The 21,994-nt window shown below is 69.7% G+C and carries 20 protein-coding genes; 7 read left to right on the top strand and 13 right to left on the bottom strand.

Annotation, left to right across the window (positions count from 1 at the left end; all coding sequences use genetic code 11):
• Position 1: 1 nt before the first annotated feature.
• Together ABT367_RS14485 and ABT367_RS14480 are read right to left on the bottom strand one after the other, a co-directional pair.
• Positions 2-1,228 (bottom strand): helix-turn-helix domain-containing protein, encoded by a 1,227-nt coding sequence (locus tag ABT367_RS14485; protein WP_352253123.1) that lies wholly within the window; start codon positions 1,226-1,228, stop codon positions 2-4.
• 413 nt (positions 1,229-1,641) lie between these two features.
• The gene (locus ABT367_RS14480) at positions 1,642-1,896 is read right to left on the bottom strand and encodes a hypothetical protein (RefSeq protein ID WP_434975467.1); all 255 of its coding nucleotides are present in this window, start codon (positions 1,894-1,896) and stop codon (positions 1,642-1,644) included.
• 691 nt (positions 1,897-2,587) lie between these two features.
• Here ABT367_RS14480 and ABT367_RS14475 point away from each other — a divergent pair.
• Both ABT367_RS14475 and ABT367_RS14470 read left to right on the top strand, forming a co-directional pair.
• A complete protein-coding gene (locus ABT367_RS14475; protein ID WP_165334424.1) occupies positions 2,588-3,133 on the top strand; it encodes a universal stress protein in 546 nt (181 codons plus the stop codon).
• 201 nt (positions 3,134-3,334) lie between these two features.
• Positions 3,335-3,901: a GPR1/FUN34/YaaH family transporter gene (locus ABT367_RS14470; protein ID WP_352253121.1), complete on the top strand. Its 567-nt coding sequence runs from the start codon at positions 3,335-3,337 to the stop codon at positions 3,899-3,901.
• Positions 3,902-4,004: 103 nt separating this feature from the next.
• Here the strand turns inward: ABT367_RS14470 and glmS are convergent, their stop codons facing one another.
• From glmS to ABT367_RS14455, 3 genes are all read right to left on the bottom strand, one after another.
• On the bottom strand, positions 4,005-5,822 hold the full coding sequence (gene glmS / locus ABT367_RS14465) for a glutamine--fructose-6-phosphate transaminase (isomerizing) (RefSeq protein WP_352253119.1): 1,818 nt from the start codon (positions 5,820-5,822) through the stop codon (positions 4,005-4,007).
• Positions 5,823-5,876: 54 nt separating this feature from the next.
• The gene (locus ABT367_RS14460) at positions 5,877-6,134 is read right to left on the bottom strand and encodes a hypothetical protein (RefSeq protein WP_352253117.1); all 258 of its coding nucleotides are present in this window, start codon (positions 6,132-6,134) and stop codon (positions 5,877-5,879) included.
• A 108-nt stretch (positions 6,135-6,242) separates the two neighbouring features.
• On the bottom strand, positions 6,243-7,118 hold the full coding sequence (locus ABT367_RS14455; RefSeq protein ID WP_352253115.1) for a DUF4429 domain-containing protein: 876 nt from the start codon (positions 7,116-7,118) through the stop codon (positions 6,243-6,245).
• A gap of 174 nt (positions 7,119-7,292) precedes the next feature.
• On the opposite strand from ABT367_RS14455, the gene ABT367_RS14450 reads away from it, so the two are divergent.
• Entirely contained in the window at positions 7,293-8,903 is a 1,611-nt protein-coding gene (locus ABT367_RS14450; RefSeq protein ID WP_352253113.1) for a beta-N-acetylhexosaminidase, read from the top strand.
• A 74-nt stretch (positions 8,904-8,977) separates the two neighbouring features.
• Here ABT367_RS14450 and ABT367_RS14445 read toward each other — a convergent pair whose 3' ends face one another.
• The 6 genes from ABT367_RS14445 to ABT367_RS14420 form a co-directional block, all read right to left on the bottom strand.
• On the bottom strand, positions 8,978-9,817 hold the full coding sequence (locus tag ABT367_RS14445) for a siderophore-interacting protein (RefSeq protein ID WP_352253111.1): 840 nt from the start codon (positions 9,815-9,817) through the stop codon (positions 8,978-8,980).
• Positions 9,814-10,857, bottom strand: a complete 1,044-nt coding sequence (locus tag ABT367_RS14440) for an ABC transporter substrate-binding protein (RefSeq protein WP_352253109.1) — start codon at positions 10,855-10,857, stop codon at positions 9,814-9,816. The genes ABT367_RS14445 and ABT367_RS14440 overlap by 4 nt, the downstream gene beginning before the upstream one ends.
• Before the next feature lie 107 nt (positions 10,858-10,964).
• A complete protein-coding gene (locus ABT367_RS14435; protein ID WP_352253107.1) occupies positions 10,965-12,131 on the bottom strand; it encodes an acyl-CoA dehydrogenase family protein in 1,167 nt (388 codons plus the stop codon).
• A 28-nt stretch (positions 12,132-12,159) separates the two neighbouring features.
• A complete protein-coding gene (locus ABT367_RS14430; protein ID WP_352253105.1) occupies positions 12,160-13,095 on the bottom strand; it encodes a hydroxymethylglutaryl-CoA lyase in 936 nt (311 codons plus the stop codon).
• Entirely contained in the window at positions 13,092-15,038 is a 1,947-nt protein-coding gene (locus ABT367_RS14425) for an acetyl/propionyl/methylcrotonyl-CoA carboxylase subunit alpha (protein ID WP_352253215.1), read from the bottom strand. The genes ABT367_RS14430 and ABT367_RS14425 overlap by 4 nt, the downstream gene beginning before the upstream one ends.
• A gap of 23 nt (positions 15,039-15,061) precedes the next feature.
• Positions 15,062-16,678, bottom strand: a complete 1,617-nt coding sequence (locus ABT367_RS14420; protein ID WP_165334428.1) for a carboxyl transferase domain-containing protein — start codon at positions 16,676-16,678, stop codon at positions 15,062-15,064.
• 103 nt (positions 16,679-16,781) lie between these two features.
• Here ABT367_RS14420 and ABT367_RS14415 point away from each other — a divergent pair, with 103 nt between their 5' ends.
• From ABT367_RS14415 to ABT367_RS14400, 4 genes are all read left to right on the top strand, one after another.
• The gene (locus tag ABT367_RS14415; protein WP_352253103.1) at positions 16,782-17,372 is read left to right on the top strand and encodes an SACE_7040 family transcriptional regulator; all 591 of its coding nucleotides are present in this window, start codon (positions 16,782-16,784) and stop codon (positions 17,370-17,372) included.
• A 143-nt stretch (positions 17,373-17,515) separates the two neighbouring features.
• Positions 17,516-18,673 (top strand): acyl-CoA dehydrogenase family protein, encoded by a 1,158-nt coding sequence (locus ABT367_RS14410; RefSeq protein ID WP_352253101.1) that lies wholly within the window; start codon positions 17,516-17,518, stop codon positions 18,671-18,673.
• Positions 18,674-18,698: 25 nt separating this feature from the next.
• Positions 18,699-19,571: an acyl-CoA thioesterase II gene (gene tesB, locus ABT367_RS14405; RefSeq protein WP_352253099.1), complete on the top strand. Its 873-nt coding sequence runs from the start codon at positions 18,699-18,701 to the stop codon at positions 19,569-19,571.
• A gap of 71 nt (positions 19,572-19,642) precedes the next feature.
• Positions 19,643-20,596 (top strand): cation diffusion facilitator family transporter, encoded by a 954-nt coding sequence (locus ABT367_RS14400; protein ID WP_352253097.1) that lies wholly within the window; start codon positions 19,643-19,645, stop codon positions 20,594-20,596.
• Positions 20,597-20,652: 56 nt separating this feature from the next.
• Here ABT367_RS14400 and ABT367_RS14395 read toward each other — a convergent pair whose 3' ends face one another.
• Together ABT367_RS14395 and ABT367_RS14390 are read right to left on the bottom strand one after the other, a co-directional pair.
• Positions 20,653-21,432, bottom strand: coding sequence for a phosphatase (locus ABT367_RS14395; protein ID WP_352253095.1), 780 nt, complete (start codon positions 21,430-21,432; stop codon positions 20,653-20,655).
• 111 nt (positions 21,433-21,543) lie between these two features.
• Positions 21,544-21,994: helix-turn-helix domain-containing protein (locus tag ABT367_RS14390; RefSeq protein WP_352253093.1), on the bottom strand; the 451-nt coding region annotated here is incomplete at its 5' end.

The following is a 21,994-nucleotide window of genomic DNA, read 5'->3' as shown; positions in this document are numbered from 1 at the left end:
ATCACCCTACGGGGCGCTCCCGCTGCCCGGGCAGCGTCGGACGTCCCGGAGCACCGGAAGTGCCCGGCGCATAGGCGTCGGAGCCCGGCTTGCCCGCCTCGGAGCCGCGGTCGGCCGGTGCCGATGCCGACGGCTGCCCCTGTGCGGCGGCCGCGGCCGTACGCCGGGACTGCGCCGGGATCGGACCGTCCGCCACCTCGACCGAGCGCTCGCTCTGCGGCCTCCGTGCCCGGTAGGCAGCCCGGTAGGCGGCGGGCGAGGAGCCCAGCTGGCGCCGGAAGTGCCCGCGCAGCGCGACCGGCGAACGGAAGCCGCAGCGGCCCGCGACCTCGTCGACCGAGTAGTCGGAGGTCTCGAGCAGCCGCTGTGCCTGCAGCACACGCTGCGTGATCAGCCATTGCAGCGGTGCCGAGCCCGTCAGGGAGCGGAAACGGCGGTCGAACGTACGGCGTGACATGTACGCGCGGGCCGCCAGCGTTTCGACGTCGAACTGCTCGTGGAGGTGCTCCAGTGCCCAGGAGACGACCTCGGCGAGCGGGTCCGCGCCGATCTCTTCTGGTAAAGACCTGTCGAGGTAGCGCTCCTGACCGCCGGAGCGGCGCGGCGGCACGACCAGACGGCGGGCCAGGGCCCCGGCCGCCTCGGTTCCGTGATCGCTGCGCACGATGTGCAGACAGAGGTCGATTCCGGCCGCGGTGCCGGCCGAGGTCAGTACGTCGCCGTCGTCGACGAAGAGCTCACGCGGGTCGACGTGGACGGACGGGTAGCGCTTGGCGAGCGTCGGCGCGTACATCCAGTGCGTGGTCGCGGGCCGGCCGTCGAGCAGTCCGGCCGCGGCGAGCACGAAGGCACCGGTGCACAGGCCGACGATCCGCGCGCCTTCCTCGTGCGCGCGACGCAGCGCGTCAAGGGCGTTCTGCGGCGGCGGTGCCGTGATCGAGCGCCAGGCCGGTACGACGACGGTGCCGGCCCGGGCGATCGCCTCCAGGCCGTGCGGAGCGGTCAGTTCGAGTCCGCCGGTGGTGCGCAGCGGTCCGTCCTCGCCCGCGCACACGAGCAGGCGGTAGCGCGGGACGCCGGCGTCCTGGCGGTCGACGCCGAACACGGACAGGGGAATGGAACTCTCGAAGATGGGACCGCCGCTGAACAGCAGCACGGCGACGATTTCCCTGCGCCGTCGCCCGGAGAGCTTGCGGCTCGTCTCCGGTGCGGCGGAGTCGTGGCTCATGGCGCTAAGCCCCCCTCGGTGGTTGCGGCACCCCTTGCATGTCGGCGTCCTGCTTTGCCGCAGCGTCGCTCCTGCACGTTTCCCCTCGCAACGAGTCCCCCGCCTGGACGGTCAAGATCGAATCTACTGTGTCCGATGGTGCCGGCGTGACCAGTTCGGCACCTACTGCATTGTCGACAAGGCAACTTGGCGTGAAGCATTCGATCACGAAGCGTTGCACTCCAGGGCGTTACTGGGAAGTGCGCCTTGCGCCCGTGGCCGGTCCACATAGGGTGCGCGGGGCCTCGGAAGGCCTTTTTCCGCTGGTGGTACGGGGGTTGGGGAGCCCGCACCGCAACCTGGCGGGCCATCCTGGACTTTGGCCGAAAAGCGACGGGGGCGTACGACGGTTTCCAGTCGGCGCCCGGCGTGAATCAGCCCCCGTGCCGCCCGCCCCTGTGAGCCCCCGCACCCGCACGCCCGTGCCGCGCCCGGTCACCGGTGTGCCTCTCCGTGCAAAGCCGCGCGGTCCCGCGCTCCGACCGGCGCAGCAGCACCCGGCAGGCGCCGGTCACGGCGGCCAGGCCGAGCGCGGCACCGCCCGCACCCGCGAGCGACGTTCCGTAGACGATGAGGACCACCGGCACCAGGACGCAACTGAACGCCGCCCAGCCCACCACATCTTTCACCGAGTGCGCGGATGTGGTCCGTGGGGGAGGTGTCAGCCAGGGGGTCGATGGTGCGCAAGGGGCCGCAGGTGCGGGTGGGGTGCGACGCCGACGGCCGCGTGTGGCGTTCGGCGGCGGGGCGACTGCGGGCACGGCGGGCTCCCTCGGGCTGCGATCTCGCAGGTTCAACGCGTGGTGGGGCGGCCGGTCACTGAGACCGGCGCTCCGGCCCGCCCTGACCGGTCCGGCAGGTCAACCTCGTATGACGCGGCCGGGTGTGGAGGTGTGTACGAGTCCGGGCGAAAAGCTGTAGGAGACAGGGACCATTGCCATACGGGGACCTGCTCATGCATGCTCCTGGAACGCCGCGGGACCCCCTGCGGACCAAGGCCCTGTCGTCAGACTCCCGTCTGCCGTGGGGCGTCTGGCACGCACGCTCGCGGCGTTGCCGAAAGGCCTGAGTGGCTCCGCTGCCAAGACCTTCCGGCGCCTTGTGATCGCACGCACCAGACGCCCCACGGCCGCCCTTCGGGCGACGACGGGAGTCTGACGACAGGACCTGGCAGGAGAGGAGTGTCGCCGTACCCTTGGGGTATACGGGTTGGGAAGATGATTCCCGGACACTGCTCCGTGACCGCCTTCCGCCGACCCTTGATCTTCGCTCCTCCGCAAGCCGTCCCTCTCCTTCGAGGATTCATTTTCAGAGACGACGATGGCCGGTCACGAATTTCCCGAACCCGCGCCCCGCAAGCGCCAGATCGAGCGCCAGGTCGCCGATCCCGCGGACCTCGCTGGCGAGCCCCTCGCCGCTGAAGAGCTCCGCAAGTCCTGTGATCCCGCGTTCCGGCACGGTGTCGTCGTCGGCTTCGACGGCTCGACCTCCAGTGAACGCGCCCTCGCGTACGCCATCGGCATGGCGCGGCGCTCGTCCTCGGCGCTGATCATCGTGCATGTGGCCAACCGGCTGCCCACCACCGTGTGGGCGGGCTGTGAACCGCCGGTCTTCGTGGACGTCCCCGACCACCGCACCGAGGTGCTCGGTCTCGAACTCGCCTGCGCCGACTATCTGGCGGAGGTCTCCTGGATCCTCGTCGAGCGCGGCGGTGACATCTGCCACGAACTCGAAGAGGTCGGCCGGGAGTACGAGGCGGACGCGATCGTCGTCGGCTCGACCCACGGCATCGTCGGCCGGATCTTCGGCTCGGTCGCGGGTCGCCTCGCCAAGCGTGCGCAGCGGCCCGTTGTGGTGATCCCGTAGCGCTTCGCCGTTGCCATTCCGTAACTCCCCGTTGTCCCAGGTGAGATGGGGCGTTCGAAGCGTCAACCTCCCTTTGACGGTGGATAAATCTACCGCTCGGTAGAGGTGGTTTGTGCCCTTGTGAAGGGTACATAAAGGTCGCTGGCTCAACTGCACGGCCCAGCACCACGCAGCACAACTGCACTTCGAAGGGAGCCCGCCGTGGACAACGAAGTCTCCGCGGGAAGCAGCACCACTTCCACCCTCGGCCACCTCGCGCTCGGCGTGACCCTGCTGGCCTTCGGCCTCGGGCACGCGGACGTGATCGACGGCGTGACGGCGGCGGACGCCATGTCCATCGCCACCTACGTCGGTGGTATCGCGCTGTTCATCGCAGGTCTGCTCGCATTCCGCGACCGTGACGCGTTCACGGGCACCGCGTTCGCCGGTCTCGGCGCCTTCTGGTTCACCTGGGGCACCGCGGACGCCGAAGTATCGACCAACGCCGCAGGGCTCTTCCTGCTGCTCTTCGCTCTTCTCGCACTCAGCCTGACCCTCGGAGCAGCCGGCGGCGGCCTGCTCGGCCAGGGCATGTACGGGCTGACCTTCCTGTCCCTCCTCCTCCTGGGCATCGCCTCCTTCGGCGAGACCGAAGCGCTCGCGAAGGTCGGCGGCTGGGCAGGCGTCGCCGCGGGTGCGGTCGCCTGGTACGGCGCCACGGCGGCCCTCGCCAAGTGGCCCGCATTCACCGGACGCGCTGCCGGCCGGGGGGTGACGGCCACCGGCTGAGCAGCCAACGGGCCGGAGTAATGGGCGACTTCGGCTCACACGAGAACGCCCCCCTGTGCGCTGGTGGCACACACAGGGGGGCGTTCGCGTACGTACGGGGTGACTACTCGACCGTGACCGACTTCGCGAGGTTACGCGGCTTGTCGATGTCCCGGCCCAGGGCAAGTGCCGTGTGGTACGCGAAGATCTGGAGCGGGATGCCCATCAGGATCGAGTCCAGCTCGGTCTCGTTCTTCGGCACCACGATGGTGTGGTCGGCCTTCTCCTGCTCCTGGTGCGCGACCGCGAGGATCTGGCCGCTGCGGGCCTTGATCTCCTCCAGGGCCGCGCGGTTCTTCTCGAGCAGATCGTCGTCCGGGATGATCGCGACGGTCGGCAGCGAAGGCTCGATGAGCGCCAGCGGTCCGTGCTTCAACTCCGAGGCCGGGTACGCCTCGGCGTGGATGTACGAGATCTCCTTCAGCTTCAGCGAAGCCTCGAGGGCGACCGGGTAGCCGCGGACTCGGCCGATGAACATCATCGACTTCGCGTCGGCGTACCGCTTCGCGAGCTTCTTGATCTCGTCCTCCTGCTTGAGGATCTCCTGGATCTGGCCGGGAAGCCGGCGCAGACCCTCGATGATCCGCTTGCCGTCGGCGACCGAGAGATCGCGGATGCGGCCGAGGTGCAGGGCGAGGAGAGCGAACGCGGTGACCGTGTTCGTGAAGCACTTCGTGGAGACCACGCAGACCTCGGGCCCGGCGTGCACGTACACGCCGCCGTCGGTCTCGCGGGCGATCGCGGAACCGACCACGTTCACGACACCGAGGACCCGGGCGCCCTTGCGCTTGAGCTCCTGCACGGCCGCGAGCACGTCGTAGGTCTCACCGGACTGCGAGACCGCGATGTACAGGGTGTCGGGGTCGACGACCGGGTTGCGGTAGCGGAACTCGGAGGCCGGCTCGGCGTCGGCGGGGATCCGGGCGAGCTCCTCGATCAGGCCCGCGCCGATGAGACCCGCGTGGTACGAGGTGCCGCAGCCGAGGATCTTGATCCGGCGGATCGTGCGGGCTTCGCGGGCGTCCAGGTTGAGGCCGCCCAGGTGCACGGTGGAGAAGCGGTCGTCGATCCGGCCGCGAAGGACGCGGTCGACCGCGTCGGGCTGCTCGCTGATCTCCTTGTGCATATACGTGTCGTGGCCGCCCATGTCGTACGACTCGGCCTCCCACTCGACGGTGGTGGGGGAGGCGGTCGTACGGGTGCCGGACGTCGTGTACGTACGGAAGTCGTCGGCCTTGATCGTGGCCATCTCGCCGTCGTCAAGGGTGACGACCTGGCGGGTGTGCGAGACGAGCGCGGCGACGTCGGAGGCGACGAACATCTCCTTCTCGCCGATGCCGAGGACCACTGGGGAGCCGTTGCGGGCGACCACGATGCGGTCGGCGAAGTCGGCGTGCAGTACGGCGATGCCGTACGTGCCCTCGATGAGGCGAAGGGCCTCGCGGACCTTCTCCTCCAGGGTGTCGGCCTGGGAGCGGGCGACGAGGTGGACGAGCACCTCGGTGTCGGTCTCGGAGGCGAACTCGACGCCGTCCGCGGTCAGCTTGGCGCGCAGGTCGTCCGCGTTGTCGATGATGCCGTTGTGGACGACGGCGACCTTGTTGTCCCCGGACATGTGCGGGTGCGCGTTCTCGTCGGAGGGCGCGCCGTGGGTGGCCCAGCGGGTGTGGGCGATACCGGTCGTGCCCTTGAAGCGGGCCGGCACCTTGGCCTCCAGGTCGCGTACGCGGCCCTTGGCCTTGACCATCTTCAGGCCCGTGGCCTTGGGGCCGGTGATGACGACGCCGGCCGAGTCGTAGCCGCGGTACTCCAGGCGCTGCAGGCCTTCGAGGAGGAGGGGGGCCACATCTCGCTTGCCGATATAACCGACGATTCCACACATATGAGGGTCCTCTGGCTTTCGGGTTCTGGCTTTCGGTGTCTGCCGGCTCTCGGTCTAGCCGTAGACGATGCGGCGCAACTGGCGGAGCGAGAGCTCCGGGGGTGCGACCGCGCGGTAGGTCAGGTCCGCCGAGATCTGTTCGAAGATCGCCGCGTTCACCAGGCCCTGACTCTGGAGTTCGCGGTGGCGGCGACGGACGAAGTCCTCGGTCGTCTCGTCGAAGTACGCGAGCACGTCCTGGATCACCCGCAGAGCCTCGCCCCGCTGGAGCGGGGTGCTGCGCGTGAGGTGATCAACGAGGTCGTCGTGCATTCGCAAGATCCTGGGGGAACGAGGCCGTGTCCGCAAGAAATCTGCCCGGTTTCGGGCAGGGAATGGATTTTTCCCCGCCCTGGGCCTTCCTGAAACCGGGGGCGATACCTACATACGACGCAAAACCGCCTGCTTGGCCATCGTGAACTCCTCGTCCGTGAGGATTCCGGCCTGGTGAAGTTCACCCAGTTCGCGCAGGCGGCGCAGGAGTGCGTCATGATCGTCGGCGGTCGGGGCGGGTGCCGCGGTCAGTGACTTCTGCGGCTCCGCGGGCGAGGTCTCCGCCGTCGGATGGGGCAGGCGGGCCTGTACGGCGGCGGCGATCAGGGACATCAAGGGGTCCTTCTTGAAGCCCCAGAGCTCGATCGCGTTCGGGTCGTACTTCGGCGGGGCCTTCGTCGAGGCGTTCCTGACCTTGAAGCGGAGGTAGCCGTTCTCCAGGCCGGCCGAGGGCTGCCACTCGACGGACTCGATGTCGTCCAGGGCGAGGGTGCGGGTGCCCGAGGCGGCCTTGGCCTCCTCGGTGTTCCACTTCCATTCGAGGCGGACGCGCTCACCGTCGAAACTCGCGGTGCCGTCCCCGGCGCTCACGGAGAGCGGGACGGGCGGCCCTGAGAGCAGATAGGCGGTGCAGGGGTCCGTCGGGACCTGCTCGATGAGATGGGCGTTGCGCACCTCGTCCACGAAGTACTCGGCGACGCCGTAGCGGTCCGCGTCCACGGTCAGCTGATACGGATCGGCCGCGTCCGCCAGCTTGCCGCCCGTGACGTGGGTCAGCGGATCGGAGCCCTCGCGCAGACGGAGCCTGAGCCGGCCCTGCTTCTTGCCGTGCTCGAAGGAGATCCCCGCCAACGCCTGTACGGGGACTTCCAGTTCACCCAGCGTCTTGCGGAGCAGCCCGACGTTCTTGTCGTGTCCGGGCACGAGCCGGAGCGTGTCGCCGTCGAAGGTCCAGGTCCCGTCGCGCTGGATGATTTCCGCCATGCCATTGATTCTGCATCAGGGGTCGGCCCGGCTCCGGGGCGCGGGCCGAGTTGCCCATCGCCACGGCTGTCCAAGTGGTCTACACCTTGACCGTCAGAGTGGGGCGCGGTACGCATGGTGACCGTTCGACTGCGCACAGGACTGGACCACACCCCGCCGAAGGGAAACAGACTTGTGAGACAGCAATGGACAACCCCCAGGCTGCTCGGCTCGCTGCTGCTCGTGGCGGTGGTCGGGATCTCCTGTGTCGGGGCGGCCCCGGCCGGCGAGGCGAAGGCGGCGCCGGCCGTCGTGCCGCTCGGCCAGGTGATCCCCGCTCCGGCCGAGGTCGACGCCGGTGGATCGCCGTACGAGATCACCGCCCGCACCCGGATCCGCGTCGCGGACGATTCGCGCGAGGCGCGGCGGATCGGCGAGCAGCTGGCCCAGGTGCTGAGGCCCTCGACGGGCTACCGGCTGCCGGTCACCGACGAGGGCGGGCGCGACGGAATCAGGCTCGAACTCTCCCGTAAGGCAAGGGAATTGGGGCCGGAGGGCTACCGGTTCGAGTCAGGCAGGGGCGGCGTCACCATCACCGCCAAGGAGCCCGCCGGACTGTTCCACGGCGTGCAGACGCTGCGCCAGCAGCTGCCGCCGCGGATCGAGTCGGACAGCGTGCAGAAGGGTCCGTGGAAGGTCGCGGGCGGACGGATCGAGGACACGCCGCGGTTCGCGTACCGCGGGGCCATGCTCGATGTGTCACGGCACTTCTTCACCGTCGACCAAGTCAAGCGCTACATCGACCAGATGGCGATGTACAAGGTCAACAAGCTGCATCTGCACATCAGCGACGACCAGGGCTGGCGGATCGCCATCGACTCCTGGCCGCGCCTGGCCGAGTACGGCGGGTCCACGCAGGTCGGCGGCGGCAAGGGCGGTTACTACACCAAGGCCCAGTACAAGGACATCGTGCGCTACGCCTCCGAGCGCTATCTCGAGGTCATCCCCGAGATCGACATGCCCGGCCACACCAACGCGGCGCTCGCCTCGTACGCCGAGCTGAACTGCGACGGGGTCGCACCGCCGCTCTACACGGGCACGAACGTCGGCTTCAGCTCGCTCTGCGTGCCCAAGGAGGTCACGTACGACTTCGTGGACGACGTGATCCGTGAGATCGCGGCCATCACCCCCGGCAAGTACTTCCACATCGGCGGGGACGAGGCGCACTCCACGCCGCACGAGGACTACGTGAAGTTCATGGACCGCGTGCAGCCGATCGTCGCCAAGTACGGCAAGACGGTGATGGGCTGGCACCAGCTGACCGGCGGGAACCCGGCGGAAGGCGCCATCGCCCAGTACTGGGGCTACGACCAGACCGGGCAGGCCGAGCGCGATCAGGTGGTGGCGGCGGCGAAGAAGGGCACCAAGCTGGTGCTCTCGCCGGCGGACCGCTCGTATCTCGACATGAAGTACACCAAGGACACCCCGCTGGGCCTGGCCTGGGCGGGTCTTGTCGAGGTGGACCGGTCCTACGACTGGGACCCGGGGACGTATCTGACCGGGGCGCCGGAGTCGTCGGTCTTCGGCGTCGAGGCGCCGCTGTGGTCGGAGACCATCTCGACCAGTGCGCATATCGAGTTCATGGCGTTCCCGCGACTGCCGGGGATCGCGGAGCTCGGCTGGTCGCCGGCGTCCACGCATGACTGGGAGGCGTACAAGGAGCGGCTCGCGGCGCACGGGCCGCGCTGGGACGCGCTCGGTATGGAGTACTACAAGTCGCCGAAGGTGCCCTGGCCGGCGAGTTGAGCACTCTGACAGCACAGTGAACATGCCGGCGCCCCGGGAGGACCGTCTCCCGGGGCGCCGGACGTCTTTGTGGGTCAGTCCTCTTCGGTGACCCCGGCGGCCGCCTCGTCGCGCAGCCGGTCCTCGCTGGCACCCTGGCGCCAGTAGCCCGTGAAGCTCACCGAACGGCGGTCGTAGCCGCGGTCGTTGATGAGGTGGCGGCGGATCAGCTTCATCGCGCCCGCCTCGCCCGCGAGCCAGATGTACGGGGCTCCGTCGGGCAGATCGGCGGCCTCCCGGATCGCGTCGAGAGCGTTCGCGCCGCTCTCCCGCGCGAGCCAGGCCGCCTTGAGGTCCGCGGCCGTCTCGAGCGCCAACTCATCCGCGGCGTACGGGACTTCGAAGAACGCGCGGACCGGAAGTTCGGCCGGCAGCGACTCCAGGACCGCGGACGCGGCCGGGAGCGCCGTCTCGTCGGCCCACAGCAGCACCCAGGGAGCCGAGTCGGGGAGCTTGAACCGTACGCCCGTGTTGTCGGCGTCCGCAGGACCGAGCACCTTCACCCGGTCACCGGGCGCTGCCTTCTCGGCCCAGACGCAGGCGGGCCCGCCGTCGGTGTGCAGCGCGAAGTCGATGTCGACCTCGCCCGCCTCGGGGCGCTGGGCCCGCACCGTGTACGAGCGCATCACGGCGCGCTCGTCGTCGGGCATCGAGCGGTACGCCATGTACCAGGCACCCGGCTCCTGCTCGGGCGGGAGCACCGGCTCGCTCTGGCCCGGCAGGGGCAGGAACAGCGAGCAGGACTGGTCGCGGCCGCCGGAGCGGAAGCCGGTCAGACCCGCGTCCTCGCCGTATCCGACGAACGTGACACGCGCCATGGACGGGGAGAGCCGCTCGGTCCGTATGACTTCGAGTCCGAAGAGACGGAAGGTCACTTGGTGACCTTCTTCGCGTTCTCGATCGCCGTCGCCAGGTCGTCGAGGACCGGCGCGCACTTCGCGTACGAGTAGATCGGCTCGGTCACGCGCGGGATGACCTGACCCGCCTTGACCGCGGGGAGCTGCTTCCAGGTCGGCTTGGACTTGTCCAGGTCGGCCGGCTGCAGGGTGCCCGTGCGGTTGTCCATCATGATCACGTCGGCCTTGTACTTGTCGACGTTCTCCCAGCTGAGCTCCTCGAAGAAGCCCTGCGTGTTCACCTTCGGCTTCACGAACTTCACGCCGAGGCTCTCGAAGTACGCGGTGTCCGCGGCGGTTTCGGCGAGCGTGACGTAGAACAGATCGGCGGAGCCCGAGCCGATCATGACCGTGATGTCCGGGTTGGCCTTGGCGGCCGAGCGCAGCCGGGCCGCGGCCTTCTCGAAGGCGGCCTTGGCGTCGGTGACCTTCTTGTCCTCGGCGTCGGCGCCGAGCGAGACGGCGAGGCCGAGGCGGCGGGCCAGGGCCTTGTCCATGGTGGTCTCGGCGGCCCACAGGGCGGCGGTCGGCACCTCGAGCTGGAGGATCTTCTTCTCGGCCGCGGTGCCGCTGATGTACCAGAGCTGGTCCTTGATCCACATGTCCGTGATCAGGAGGTCCGGGTTCAGGGACGCGTACTTCTCGACGCTGAACTTGTCGTACGCGTTGCCGATGATCTCGACCTTGCTGATGTCCATGTCGCCGGCCTGGACGTCGGGCTTGCCGTCGCTCGTCTCGGTCGGGCCGAAGACGCCCTTGACCTGGATCCCGTAGTCGTGGAGCGCGGCGGCGGTGCCGGTGAAGGCCACGATGTTCGACGGCTTCTTGTCCGCCTTCAGCTCGGTGCCGCGGTCGTCCTTGAACGACCAGGGGCCGGAGCCGGCCGCCTGCTCCGAACCGCCGTCCTTCTTCGAGCCCTTGTCGTCACCGCAGGCGACGAGCAGCGCGCCGAGGCCGGCGGCGCCGCCGGCGGCGAGGAGGCCACGCCGGGAGAGCCGGGACATCTTGGGGTGGGACATGCTTTTCTGCCTTCTCGGGACGGGCGGGGAGCGGACCGCGGATCCACTGTGAATCTTGGACCTTAGGCTAACCTAACCTAAGGTCCGCTCCCGACTCGCCCCCGGGCTCAGCCGACCAGCCCCAGCTCCCGCGCGATCAGCATCCGCTGCACCTCGCTCGTGCCCTCGCCGATCTCCAGGATCTTGGAGTCGCGCCACATCCGGGCTACCGGGAACTCGTTCATGAACCCGTATCCGCCGTGGATCTGCGTGGCCTCACGGGCGTTGTCCACGGCGATCGTCGACGAGTAGAGCTTGGCGAGCGCCGCCTCCTTCTTGAAGGACTCCCCGTGCACGAGACGGGAGGCCGCGTCGCGCCAGGCGAGGCGGGCCGTGTGGGCCTTCATCTCCATGTCGGCGAGCTTGAACTGGATGGCCTGGTTCGCGCCGATCGGCTTGCCGAACGCGTGCCGCTCCTTCGCGTACTTCACCGACTCGTCCACACAGCCCTGCGCGAGCCCGGTCGCGAGCGCCGAGATGGCGATCCGGCCCTCGTCGAGGATCCGCAGGAACTGGGCGTATCCGCGGCCGAGTTCACCGAGCAGGTTGGCGCGCGGGACGCGCACGTCGGCGAAGGAGAGCTCGCGGGTGTCCGAGGCGTTCCAGCCGACCTTGGAGTACGGGGCGGCGACGGTGAAGCCGGGGGTGCCGGACGGCACGATGATCGAGGAGATCAGCGGCTTGCCCGCGTCCGTACGACCCGTCACCGCGGTGACCGTGACCAGACCCGTGATGTCGGTGCCGGAGTTGGTGATGAAGCACTTGCTGCCGTTGATCACCCATTCGCCGGTCGCCTCGTCGAGCACGGCCGTCGTGCGCGTACCGCCCGCGTCCGAGCCGGCGCCCGGCTCGGTCAGGCCGAACGCGCCGAGCATCTCGCCGCTGCACAGCTTCGGCAGCCACTGCCGCTTCTGCTCCTCGGTCCCGTACAGGTGGAGCGGCATCGCGCCGAGCGAGACACCGGCCTCCAGGGTGATCGCCACCGAGGAGTCGACGCGGGCCAGCTCCTCCAGGGCGATCCCGAGCGCCAGGTAGTCGCCGCCCATCCCGCCGTACTCCTCGGGGAAGGGCAGTCCGAACAGGCCCATACGGCCCATCTCGCGGACGATCTCGTACGGGAATTCATGCCGCTCGTAGAAGTCGCCGATCTTCGGGGCGACGACGTCGTGCGCGAACTCCTCGACGGTACGGCGGAGTTCCTCGTGTTCGGCGGACAGCCGGTGGTCCAGGGTCATCCCTGATCACTCCAGGTGAGAGACGGGCTCAGTCCTTGTGGGAGAGCGCGCGGACGGTGCGGGAGGGGCTGGGACGGCCCAGCTGTTCGGCCAGCCACACGCTTGTGGCGGTGAGCGCGGCCAGGTCGACCCCGGTCTCGATGCCGAGGCCGTCGAGCATCCACACGAGATCCTCGGTGGCCAGATTGCCGGTGGCGCTCTTCGCGTACGGGCAGCCGCCGAGGCCGCCCGCGGACGCGTCCACCGTGGTGACGCCGTGCTTGAGCGCGGCGAGGGTGTTGGAGAGCGCCTGTCCGTACGTGTCGTGGAAGTGCACGCCGATGGCGCCGGTGGGCACGCCCGCCTCGTTGAGCGCGGCGAGCAGCGCCTGTACGTGGCCGGGGGTCGCGACGCCGATGGTGTCGCCGAGGCTCAGCTCGTCGCAGCCGAGGTCGAGCAACGCCTTGGCCGTACCGACGACTTGGTGGACCGGGACGGCGCCCTCCCACGGGTCGCCGAAGCACATCGACAGATAGCCGCGGACGTGCACCTTGTCGGCTTTCGCGCGGGCGATCACCGGCTCGAACATCGTGAGCGACTCGGCGACCGACCGGTTGAGGTTCTTCTGCGAGAAGGTCTCGGTCGCCGAACCGAAGACGGCGATACGGCGGGCGCCGAGCTCAAGGGCGCGGTCGAGGCCCCGCTCGTTGGGCACGAGCACCGGGAGGTCGACTCCCTCGATCCCGCTGATCTGCGGGAACAGGGCCTCCGCGTCGGCCAGTTGGGGCACCCACTTGGGGTGCACGAAGCTGGTCGCCTCGATGGTGGTGAGGCCGGCGGCGGCCAGGCGGCGGATGAACTCCGCCTTGATCTCGGTCGGTACGGTCGCCTTCTCGTTCTGCAGCCCGTCGCGCGCCCCGACCTCGTGGATGCGGACGCGGGGCGGGAGCTCCTGGGCCGGGACGACCATGGGCAGGTCCGTCATGACTGCTCCTCCACGTGCGGGGTGACCACCGCGAGGATCTGGTCCATCGCGACGGTCGTACCGGGCGTGACGTCGAGTTCGGTGACGGTGCCGGCGTGCGGGGCGGCGATGACGTGCTCCATCTTCATCGCCTCGACGACCAGCAGGCTCTGCCCGGCCGCCACCTCGTCCCCGACCGCCGCCTTCACCACGGTCACGGTGCCGGGCATGGGGGCGGCGAGCGTGTCGGCGCCTGCGTGGGCGGCCCCCGTGAGGGAGGCCTCCACGGGGTCGTACGACTGGACGTGCCAGGCGTCGCCGTCGCGTCCGAGCCAGTCGCCGGCGTAGGTGAACGTGTGGGTGAGGCCGTCGAGTTCGAGGGTGAGGCGCTCCTCGGTGCGGTCGATGAGACGGCCGCGTACGGGCCGGGACACCGGGTCCTGGCCGGACACCCTCAGGTGGTGGGTGACCTCGGCCGGTGTGCCGCCCATGCGCCAGCCGCTGGGCACGTCGAACGGGTCGGTCCAGCCGGTCGTGGCGGGCTCGAGCGAGGCCTGGCGCAGCAGCGCCGCCGCCTCGTACACCTCGTCCGGTACGGACGCGTCGACCAGACCGTCGACCTCGCGCTCGACCAGACCCGTGTCCATCTCGCCGGACACCACGTCCGGGTGGGCGAGGAGCCTGCGCAGGAACCCGGCGTTGGTCTGCACGCCGAGCGTGACCGTGTCGGCCAGCGCGCCCCTCAGCTTGCGCAGGGCGCTCGCGCGGTCCGGCCCGTACGCGATGACCTTGGACAGCATCGGGTCGTAGAGGCTGCCGACCTCGGTGCCCCGGGACAGACCGGAGTCCGTGCGGACACCGTTCCCCTGTGGCTCGTGCAGGGAGAGGACAGTGCCACCCGACGGCAGGAAGCCGCGCGCCGGGTCCTCGGCACAGATGCGCGCCTCGACCGCGTGCCCGGTGAGCGTGATGTCGTCCTGCACGAACGGGAGTTGCTCGCCCGACGCGACCCTGACCTGCCACTCCACCAGGTCGATCCCGGTGATCAGCTCGGTGACGGGGTGCTCGACCTGGAGACGCGTATTCATCTCCATGAAGTAGTACGAGGACGGATCGCCGCCCGGCACGATGAACTCGACCGTGCCCGCGCCCGAGTAGCCGCAGGAGCGCGCGGCCTGTACGGCCGCCTCGCCCATCGCGGCCCGGATCTCCTCGTCGAGCAGGACGCTGGGTGCCTCCTCGATGACCTTCTGGTGGCGGCGCTGCAGCGAGCACTCGCGCTCGCCGAGGTGCACCACATTGCCGTGGCCGTCGGCGAGCACCTGGATCTCGATATGCCGGGGCCGGTCCACCCACCGCTCGACGAGGAGGGTGTCGTCGCCGAAGGAGGCGCGTGCCTCGCGCCGGGCCGCGGCGATCTCCTCGTCGAGCACGCCGAGGTCGCGTACGAGCCGCATGCCCTTGCCGCCACCGCCCGCGGACGGCTTGAGGAGGACCGGGACTCCGATCTCCCGTGCGGCGTCCGCGAGTTGGGTATCGCTCAGCCCGCTGCCCGAGGAGCCGGGCACGACCGGGACTCCGGCCGCCTTCACCGTCTCCTTGGCGCGGATCTTGTCGCCCATGAGGTCGATCGCGGAGGCCGGCGGCCCGATGAAGACCAGACCGGCGTCCGCGCACGCCTGCGCGAAGCCCGCGTTCTCGGCGAGGAAGCCGTAGCCGGGGTGCACGGCCTGCGCGCCGGTGCGCCGGGCCGCCTCGATCAGGGCGTCCACCCGCAGATACGACTCGGACGCGGCGGGCGGACCGATCCGTACCGCCGTATCGGCCTCCCGTACGTGGCGGGCCTCCGCGTCGGCGTCGCTGTACACCGCGACCGAGCGGATCCCGAGGGCGCGCAGGGTGCGGATCACACGGACCGCGATCTCGCCGCGGTTCGCGACGAGCACTGTGTCGAACATCGTCATCTCAGCCATCTCGTGTTCGCCCCTCACATCCGGAAGACGCCGAACTCGGGGTCACCGAGCGGCGCGTGGGCGCAGGCGGTCAGGGCCAGACCCAGGACCTGGCGGGTCTCGAGCGGGTCGATCACACCGTCGTCCCAGAGGCGGGCCGTGGCGTAGTAAGCATTCCCCTGGGACTCGTACTGCTCGCGGATCGGCGCCTTGAACGTGTCCTCGTCCTCGGCCGACCACTCCTGACCGCGGCCCTCCAACTGGTCGCGCTTGACGGTCGCGAGCACCGAGGCGGCCTGCTCGCCGCCCATGACGGAGATCTTCGCGTTGGGCCACATCCACATGAAGCGCGGCGAGTAGGCCCGGCCGCACATCGAGTAGTTGCCCGCGCCGTACGAGCCGCCGACGACGACGGTCAGCTTCGGCACCCGCGTACAGGCGACGGCTGTGACCATCTTGGCGCCGTGCTTGGCGATACCGCCCGCCTCGTAGTCGCGGCCGACCATGAAGCCGGAGATGTTCTGGAGGAAGAGCAGCGGGATGCCGCGCTGGTCGCACAGCTCGATGAAGTGGGCGCCCTTCTGGGCGGATTCGGAGAACAGGATCCCGTTGTTCGCGACGATCCCGACCGGGTGGCCGTGGATGCGCGCGAAGCCGGTCACGAGCGTGGTGCCGAACTCGGACTTGAACTCCTGGAAACGCGAGCCGTCGACGATCCGCGCGATGACCTCGCGTACGTCATAAGGAGTGCGGGAATCGACCGGGACCGCGCCATAGAGCCCGTAGGGATCGACCTTCGGCTCCTCGGCGGGCTCCAACGACCAGGGGAACGGGCCGGGTTCGGGCAGCGTGGCGACGATGTTGCGGACGATGCGCAGCGCGTGCGGGTCGTCCTCGGCGAGGTGGTCGGTGACACCGGACGTACGGGAGTGCACCTCGCCGCCGCCCAGCTCCTCGGCCGTGACGACCTCACCGGTCGCGGCCTTCACCAGCGGGGGACCGCCCAGGAAGATCGTGCCCTGGTCGCGCACGATCACGGCCTCGTCGCTCATCGCGGGGACGTACGCGCCGCCCGCCGTGCACGAGCCCATGACCGCGGCGATCTGCGGGATGCCCGCGCCGGACATGCGGGCCTGGTTGTAGAAGATCCGCCCGAAGTGCTCGCGGTCGGGGAAGACCTCGTCCTGCATGGGCAGGAAGGCGCCGCCCGAGTCGACCAGGTAGACGCAGGGCAGGCGGTTCTCCAGGGCCACGGCCTGTGCGCGCAGATGCTTCTTGACCGTCATCGGGTAGTACGTGCCGCCCTTGACGGTCGCGTCATTGGCGACGACCACACAGGTGCGGCCGCTGACCCGGCCGATCCCGGCGATGACCCCGGCGGCCGGGGCGTCCCCGCCGTACAGGCCGTCGGCGGCGAGCGGGGCCAGCTCGAGGAACGGTGAACCCGGGTCGAGCAGACCGTCGACGCGGTCGCGCGGCAGCAGCTTGCCGCGGGCGACATGGCGGGCGCGGGCCTTCTCGCCGCCGCCCAGGCGGGCCGCGGCCAGCTTGGACCGCAGCTCATCGACGAGGGCGCGGTGCGCCGCCTCGTTCGACCGCCAGGCCTCGGACGCCGGATCGGCGCCGCTTCCCAGTACGGGTGCCTGCTGCATCGTGGTGAGCCCCCTTGCTCTGTCCATGAGCCGCTCGGTTAATGAGCGTTAACCCATTTCCGCCAGGTTAACGAGCGCTAACCGCGCTGTCTACAATGACTTCATGAGTACGACGACCGCGGGTGCGACCCGCCGCGAGCAGATCCTCAAGGAGGCTGCGCGGCTCTTCGCCGAGCGCGGGTTCCACGGGGTCGGTGTCGATGAGATAGGGGCCGCGGTCGGCATCAGCGGACCCGGCCTGTACCGGCACTTCGCGGGCAAGGACGCGATGCTCGCCGAGCTGCTCGTCGGGATCAGCGAGCAGCTCCTCACCGGCGGCAAGCGGCGCGTGGCCGAGGTGGAGGGCACGCCCGCCGAGCTGCTCGACTCGCTCATCGAGGGCCATATCGACTTCGCCCTCGACGACCGCCCGCTGATCACCCTGCACGACCGCGAGCTCGACCGGCTGCGCGACAGCGACCGCAAGCTGGTGCGCCAGTTGCAGCGCCAGTACGTGGAGCTCTGGGTCGAGGTCGTACGGAAGGTCTATCCGTCCTTGTCGGAGGCGGACGCGCGGGCGTCCGTGCACTCGGTCTTCGGCCTCCTGAACTCGACGCCGCACCTGAGCCGCCCTGGCGCGCTGCCGGGGCGTACGGCGATGGCGGGGCTGCTGCACCGGATGGCGCTGGGGGCCTTTGCTTCAGCGGCCTCTTAGCGGCTGCCTGAATGCGCACCGCGTGTGCGTGACACACATCTCTGGACGCGCGGGCCAACTGGCCGGTAACCTGAGCAAGCGCTTAGCCAGGGTGCGGCCCTTTGTCGAATGTGGGCGCCCCACCGACGTAAAAGGAGACCTCTGTGCGCCGCACCGTATTCACCGAGGACCACGAAGCGTTCCGCGAGACCATCCGCGCGTTCATCGAGAACGAGGTCGTCCCGGTCTACGACGAGTGGTACACGGCCGGTCAGGCCCCCCGCGACTTCTACTACAAGCTCGGTGAGCTGGGCGTCTTCGGTATCCGCGTCCCCGAGGAGTACGGCGGCGCCGGTATCGAGTCGCACAAGTACGAGGCCGTGATGTACGAGGAGACCGCCCGCGCCGGCGTCTCCTTCGGCGGCTCCGGGGTCCACGTGCTCCTCGGCCTTCCGTACATCGAGATGCTCGCCACCGACGAGCAGAAGAAGAAGTACCTGCCGAAGTTCGTCTCCGGCGAGGAGATGTGGGCCCTCGCGATGACCGAGCCGGGCACCGGCTCCGACGTCGCCGGCATGAAGACCACCGCGAAGCTCAACGAGGCCGGTACGCACTACGTCCTCAACGGTGCCAAGACCTTCATCACCGGCGGCGTGCACGCCGACCGCGTGATCGTCTGCGCCCGTACCTCCGCCCCGCGCGAGGACGACCGCCGCTTCGGCATCTCGCTGTTCGCCGTGGACACCAAGTCCGCGGGCTACTCGATCGGCCGCAAGCTCGACAAGCTGGGCCTGAAGACCTCCGACACCGCCGAGCTGGCGTTCGTCGACGTCGAGGTCCCCGTCGAGGATCTCCTGGGCGAGGAGAACAAGGGCTTCTACTACCTCGGCAAGAACCTCGCGAGCGAGCGCTGGGGCATCGCCTTCGGTGCGTACGCGCAGGCCAAGGCCGCTGTGCGGTTCGCCAAGGAGTACGTGCAGGAGCGCACCGTCTTCGGCAAGACCGTGGCGTCCTTCCAGAACACCAAGTTCGAACTGGCCGCCTGCCAGGCCGAGGTGGACGCCGCCGAGGCCGTCGTCGACCGCGCGCTCGAGGCGCTTGACCAGGGCGAGCTGACCGCCGCCGAGGCCGCGTCCGCGAAGCTGTTCGCCACCGAGGTCGCGCACCGCGTGATCGACCGCTGCCTCCAGCTGCACGGCGGCTACGGCTTCATGAACGAGTACCCGATCGCCCGCCTGTACGCGGACAACCGCGTCAACCGCATCTACGGCGGCACCAGCGAGGTCATGAAGACGATCATCGCGAAGGACATGGGTCTCTAGGACACCAGGGCTTCGGGATACCGTCTTGAACGACGAACTGCAGGGCCTGCTCGATCTGCTCGACCTGGAGCGGATCGAGCAGGACTATTTCCGCGGCCAGTCACGCTCCGCACTGGTGCCCAGGGTCTTCGGCGGGCAGGTCGCCGCCCAGGCCCTGGTCGCCGCGGGCCGCACCGTGCCCGAAGGGCGTGACGCACACTCGCTGCACGCGTACTTCCTGCGCACGGGCGATCCGGGCGCGCCGATCGTGTACGAGGTCGACCGCATCCGCGACGGCCGCTCCTTCACCACGCGCCGGGTCGTCGCGGTCCAGCACGGAAAGCCGATCTTCCACCTCTCGGCCTCCTTCCAGGCGTACGAGGAAGGTCTGGAGCACCAGGCCGGGATGCCGGCCTCGCCCGACCCCGAGACACTGCCGACCGCGGCCGAGATGCTGCCGCGGTACGCGCACAACTTCCGGGACCCGCGCATCGTGGACCGCATGATCAAGGAGCGCGGGGCGGTCGATCTGCGCTACGTGCAGGCCCCTCCGTACGGGACCGTGGGCGAACCGCGCGAGCCGCGCTCGCAGGTCTGGTTCCGCGCGAACGGCAAGCTGGGCGACGACCCGCTGCTCCACGTCTGCCTCGCCACTTACGTATCGGACATGACCCTGCTCGACTCGGTGCTGCTCGCGCACGGCCGCGGCGGCTGGACCGTCGGCGATGTGGTCGGGGCCTCCCTCGACCACGCGATGTGGTTCCACCGTCCGTTCCGCGCGGACGAATGGCTCCTCTACGACCAGGAGTCCCCGTCGGCCTCCGGCGGACGGGGCTTGGGGCAGGCGCGGATCTATACGCAGGACGGGCGGCTTGCGATCTCGGTGATCCAGGAAGGTGTGGTCCGGGTACCGCGCTGACCTCCGCACACGGCGGGCTCGCTCGCGGCGGACACCGTGCGGTGCTCCCGTATCGGACATAACGTCACTCCATGAGCGAGCTGGAGCCCACCGGAGAGTCATCCGAGTCCGTCGGGACAGTGATCGTCGCCGTTCTCACCAACCTCGGGATCGCCGTGGCCAAGGCGGTCGGCGGGATCATCAGCGGTTCCAGCGCGATGCTCTCCGAGGCCGCGCACTCGCTGGCCGACACGGTCACCGAGGTGATGCTGCTCGTCTCCCTCAAGAGCAGCGAGAAACCGGCCGACGAGGAGCATCCGCTCGGCTACGGCGGCCGGCGCTATGTCTGGGCACTGCTCGCGGCCGTCGCGACCTTCGTCGGCGGCGGGGTCTTCGCCGTGTACGACGGGATCCACACGCTCACGCACGGCGAGGAGCCGGGCAATCCGACGATCTCGTACCTCATCCTGGCCGTCGCCTTCCTCCTGGAGGGCTACTCGCTGCTTGTCGCCTGGCGCCAGGTGAAGGGCGAGGCGGCCCGCTTCCACACCCGGATCGGCCGCTATGTGCGCGAGACGCCGGACACGGCGGTCAAGGCGGTGCTCCTGGAGAACATCGCCGCCCTGATCGGCCTCGCGCTCGCGGCCGGCGGCCTGCTCGGCGGCCAGCTCACCGGCTCCGGGGTCTACGACGGCGTGGCGTCGATCCTGATCGGCGTACTCCTGGTGTGGGTGGCCTGGGAGCTGGGCCGCAGCAACGCCGAGCACCTGATCGGGCGTTCGCTGCCGCCGGAGATGCGGGCCGAGGTGCGGGCCGAACTCCTCGCCGTACCGCATGTGATGGAGGTCGTCGACCTGGTGACGCTCGTGCAGGGTCCCCATGAGGTCCTGATCGCGGCGAAGGCCGACTTCCGCGATGTGTCCACGGCCGCGGATGTGGAGTGGGCCTGCGAGGAGGCGGAACGGCGGCTGCGGACCCGGTTCCCGGCGGTGCGGCGGGTGTTCATCGATCCGACACCGCCCGCTGAGGCCACGGACTCCGCGTGAGGCTCTGTTCCACGGCCCCCGCGTGAGGCTCTGTTCCTCGGTCCCCGCGTGCGGCGCTACTCGAGACCGGCCGCGTCAAGGAGGAACGCCGTCATCGGCTCGTAGAACCGCGGGTCGAGCACGTGGTCGTCGAGCGGGACCGTGACCTGGACGATGCCCTCGGCCTCGCCGAGGAACAGGGCCGGGTCGTTGCAGTCCGCGTAACCCACCGAGTCGATCCCGCGCTGCCCGGCCCGCCCGGCCCAGCCGTGGTCGGCGACCACGAGGTCGGGCAGCGGACTGCCCTCGTGCTCCAGGGCGTCGAGGATCGCGTTCATCGGCTCGGGGGAGTGGGTGTGCCAGATGCTGGCGCCCCGCTCGAAGACCGCGATGTCGGCGAACTGGAAGACATATCCCTCATCGGCCACGAGCCCGCCGGGGATGCGTACGATCTCGCAGCCCGCGCGGCGCATCGCCTCGGCGGTCGCCCGGTGCACATCGAGCAGCGAGCCGGGGTGACCGGTCGCGAAGAGGACACGCTCCTCGGCATCGGCGGCCTTCCGCAGCCGCGCCGCCATCCGCTCGAGACCCGCCACGGTCAGCTCGGGGTCGATGGTGTCCTGACCATGACGGTGCGCGGGATCGTCGATCACTCCGCAGCGCTCGGCCATCACGGCGAGCACGTCCTGCTCGTCGGTCCACCGGTCGCCGAGGTCGATTCCCAGCCAGTAGTGGCGGTCGCCGTTGGAGAGCTTGCGGTAATGGCTCAGGTTGTTCTCGCGGGGTGTGGCGACATCACCGGCGATACGCGTACGGACGAGATGGTCGACGAGGGCTTCGCGGCTGGGTATCGGCATGGGTTCATTGTGCCTTCAGGGCGGAGGGAGCGGCTCGGCGTCCCGGTCGGTGGACGGCGCATGTGCCCCTCGAGGCCCCACCCGCACCACTCGCTGCCCCACCCGCGCCTCTCACTGCCCCACCCGCAACGCGAACCACAGCTCCATACGGACATCCGGATCGTCCAAGTCCGTGTCCAGGAGCGCGGCGCAGCGGGCCACGCGCTGGCGGACCGTGTTGCGGTGGACGCCCTGGGCGGTGGCCGTACGGTCCCAACTGCCGTGCAGGGAGAGCCAGGTGCGCAGGGTCTCGGTCAGCGCCTCGCCGTTCGGTGCCTGACGCAGCGGGGCGAGCAAGGTGCGGGCGTGGGCCTCGGCCTCGGCCGGCGGGACGAGCTCCTTGAGCCCTGCCCGTACGCCATGCCGTACGAAGGGGGAGCGGATGGCTTCCGCGCGGCCCAGCGCGCGCAGGGCCTGGACGTCCGCGGTGGCCAGGTCGTCGGGGACGCCGAGCCCGCCGCTCAACCCGGCTGGACCCTCGGGGCCGGCGCCCCCGTCGCCCCCGACGACCTGGCCACCGCGG

Origin of the sequence: Streptomyces mesophilus, assembly GCF_040300965.1 — a bacterium.
GTDB classification, from domain to species: Bacteria; Actinomycetota; Actinomycetes; order Streptomycetales; family Streptomycetaceae; genus Streptomyces; species Streptomyces mesophilus_A.
The sequence above is the reverse complement of the archived record's forward strand: the minus strand, read 5'-3'. Positions and strand labels throughout refer to the sequence as shown.

Excerpts from the sequence above, each read along its gene's own strand:
- ABT367_RS14485 (WP_352253123.1), bottom strand. The coding sequence starts at position 1,228 with ATGAGCCACGACTCCGCCGCACCGGAGACGAGCCGCAAGCTCTCCGGG.
- ABT367_RS14475 (WP_165334424.1), top strand. The coding sequence starts at position 2,588 with ATGGCCGGTCACGAATTTCCCGAACCCGCGCCCCGCAAGCGCCAGATC.
- glmS (WP_352253119.1), bottom strand. The coding sequence starts at position 5,822 with ATGTGTGGAATCGTCGGTTATATCGGCAAGCGAGATGTGGCCCCCCTC.
- ABT367_RS14460 (WP_352253117.1), bottom strand. The coding sequence starts at position 6,134 with ATGCACGACGACCTCGTTGATCACCTCACGCGCAGCACCCCGCTCCAG.
- ABT367_RS14455 (WP_352253115.1), bottom strand. The coding sequence starts at position 7,118 with ATGGCGGAAATCATCCAGCGCGACGGGACCTGGACCTTCGACGGCGAC.
- ABT367_RS14440 (WP_352253109.1), bottom strand. The coding sequence starts at position 10,857 with ATGTCCCACCCCAAGATGTCCCGGCTCTCCCGGCGTGGCCTCCTCGCC.
- ABT367_RS14435 (WP_352253107.1), bottom strand. The coding sequence starts at position 12,131 with ATGACCCTGGACCACCGGCTGTCCGCCGAACACGAGGAACTCCGCCGT.
- ABT367_RS14430 (WP_352253105.1), bottom strand. The coding sequence starts at position 13,095 with ATGACGGACCTGCCCATGGTCGTCCCGGCCCAGGAGCTCCCGCCCCGC.
- ABT367_RS14425 (WP_352253215.1), bottom strand. The coding sequence starts at position 15,038 with ATGACGATGTTCGACACAGTGCTCGTCGCGAACCGCGGCGAGATCGCG.
- ABT367_RS14420 (WP_165334428.1), bottom strand. The coding sequence starts at position 16,678 with ATGCAGCAGGCACCCGTACTGGGAAGCGGCGCCGATCCGGCGTCCGAG.
- ABT367_RS14415 (WP_352253103.1), top strand. The coding sequence starts at position 16,782 with ATGAGTACGACGACCGCGGGTGCGACCCGCCGCGAGCAGATCCTCAAG.
- ABT367_RS14400 (WP_352253097.1), top strand. The coding sequence starts at position 19,643 with ATGAGCGAGCTGGAGCCCACCGGAGAGTCATCCGAGTCCGTCGGGACA.
- ABT367_RS14395 (WP_352253095.1), bottom strand. The coding sequence starts at position 21,432 with ATGCCGATACCCAGCCGCGAAGCCCTCGTCGACCATCTCGTCCGTACG.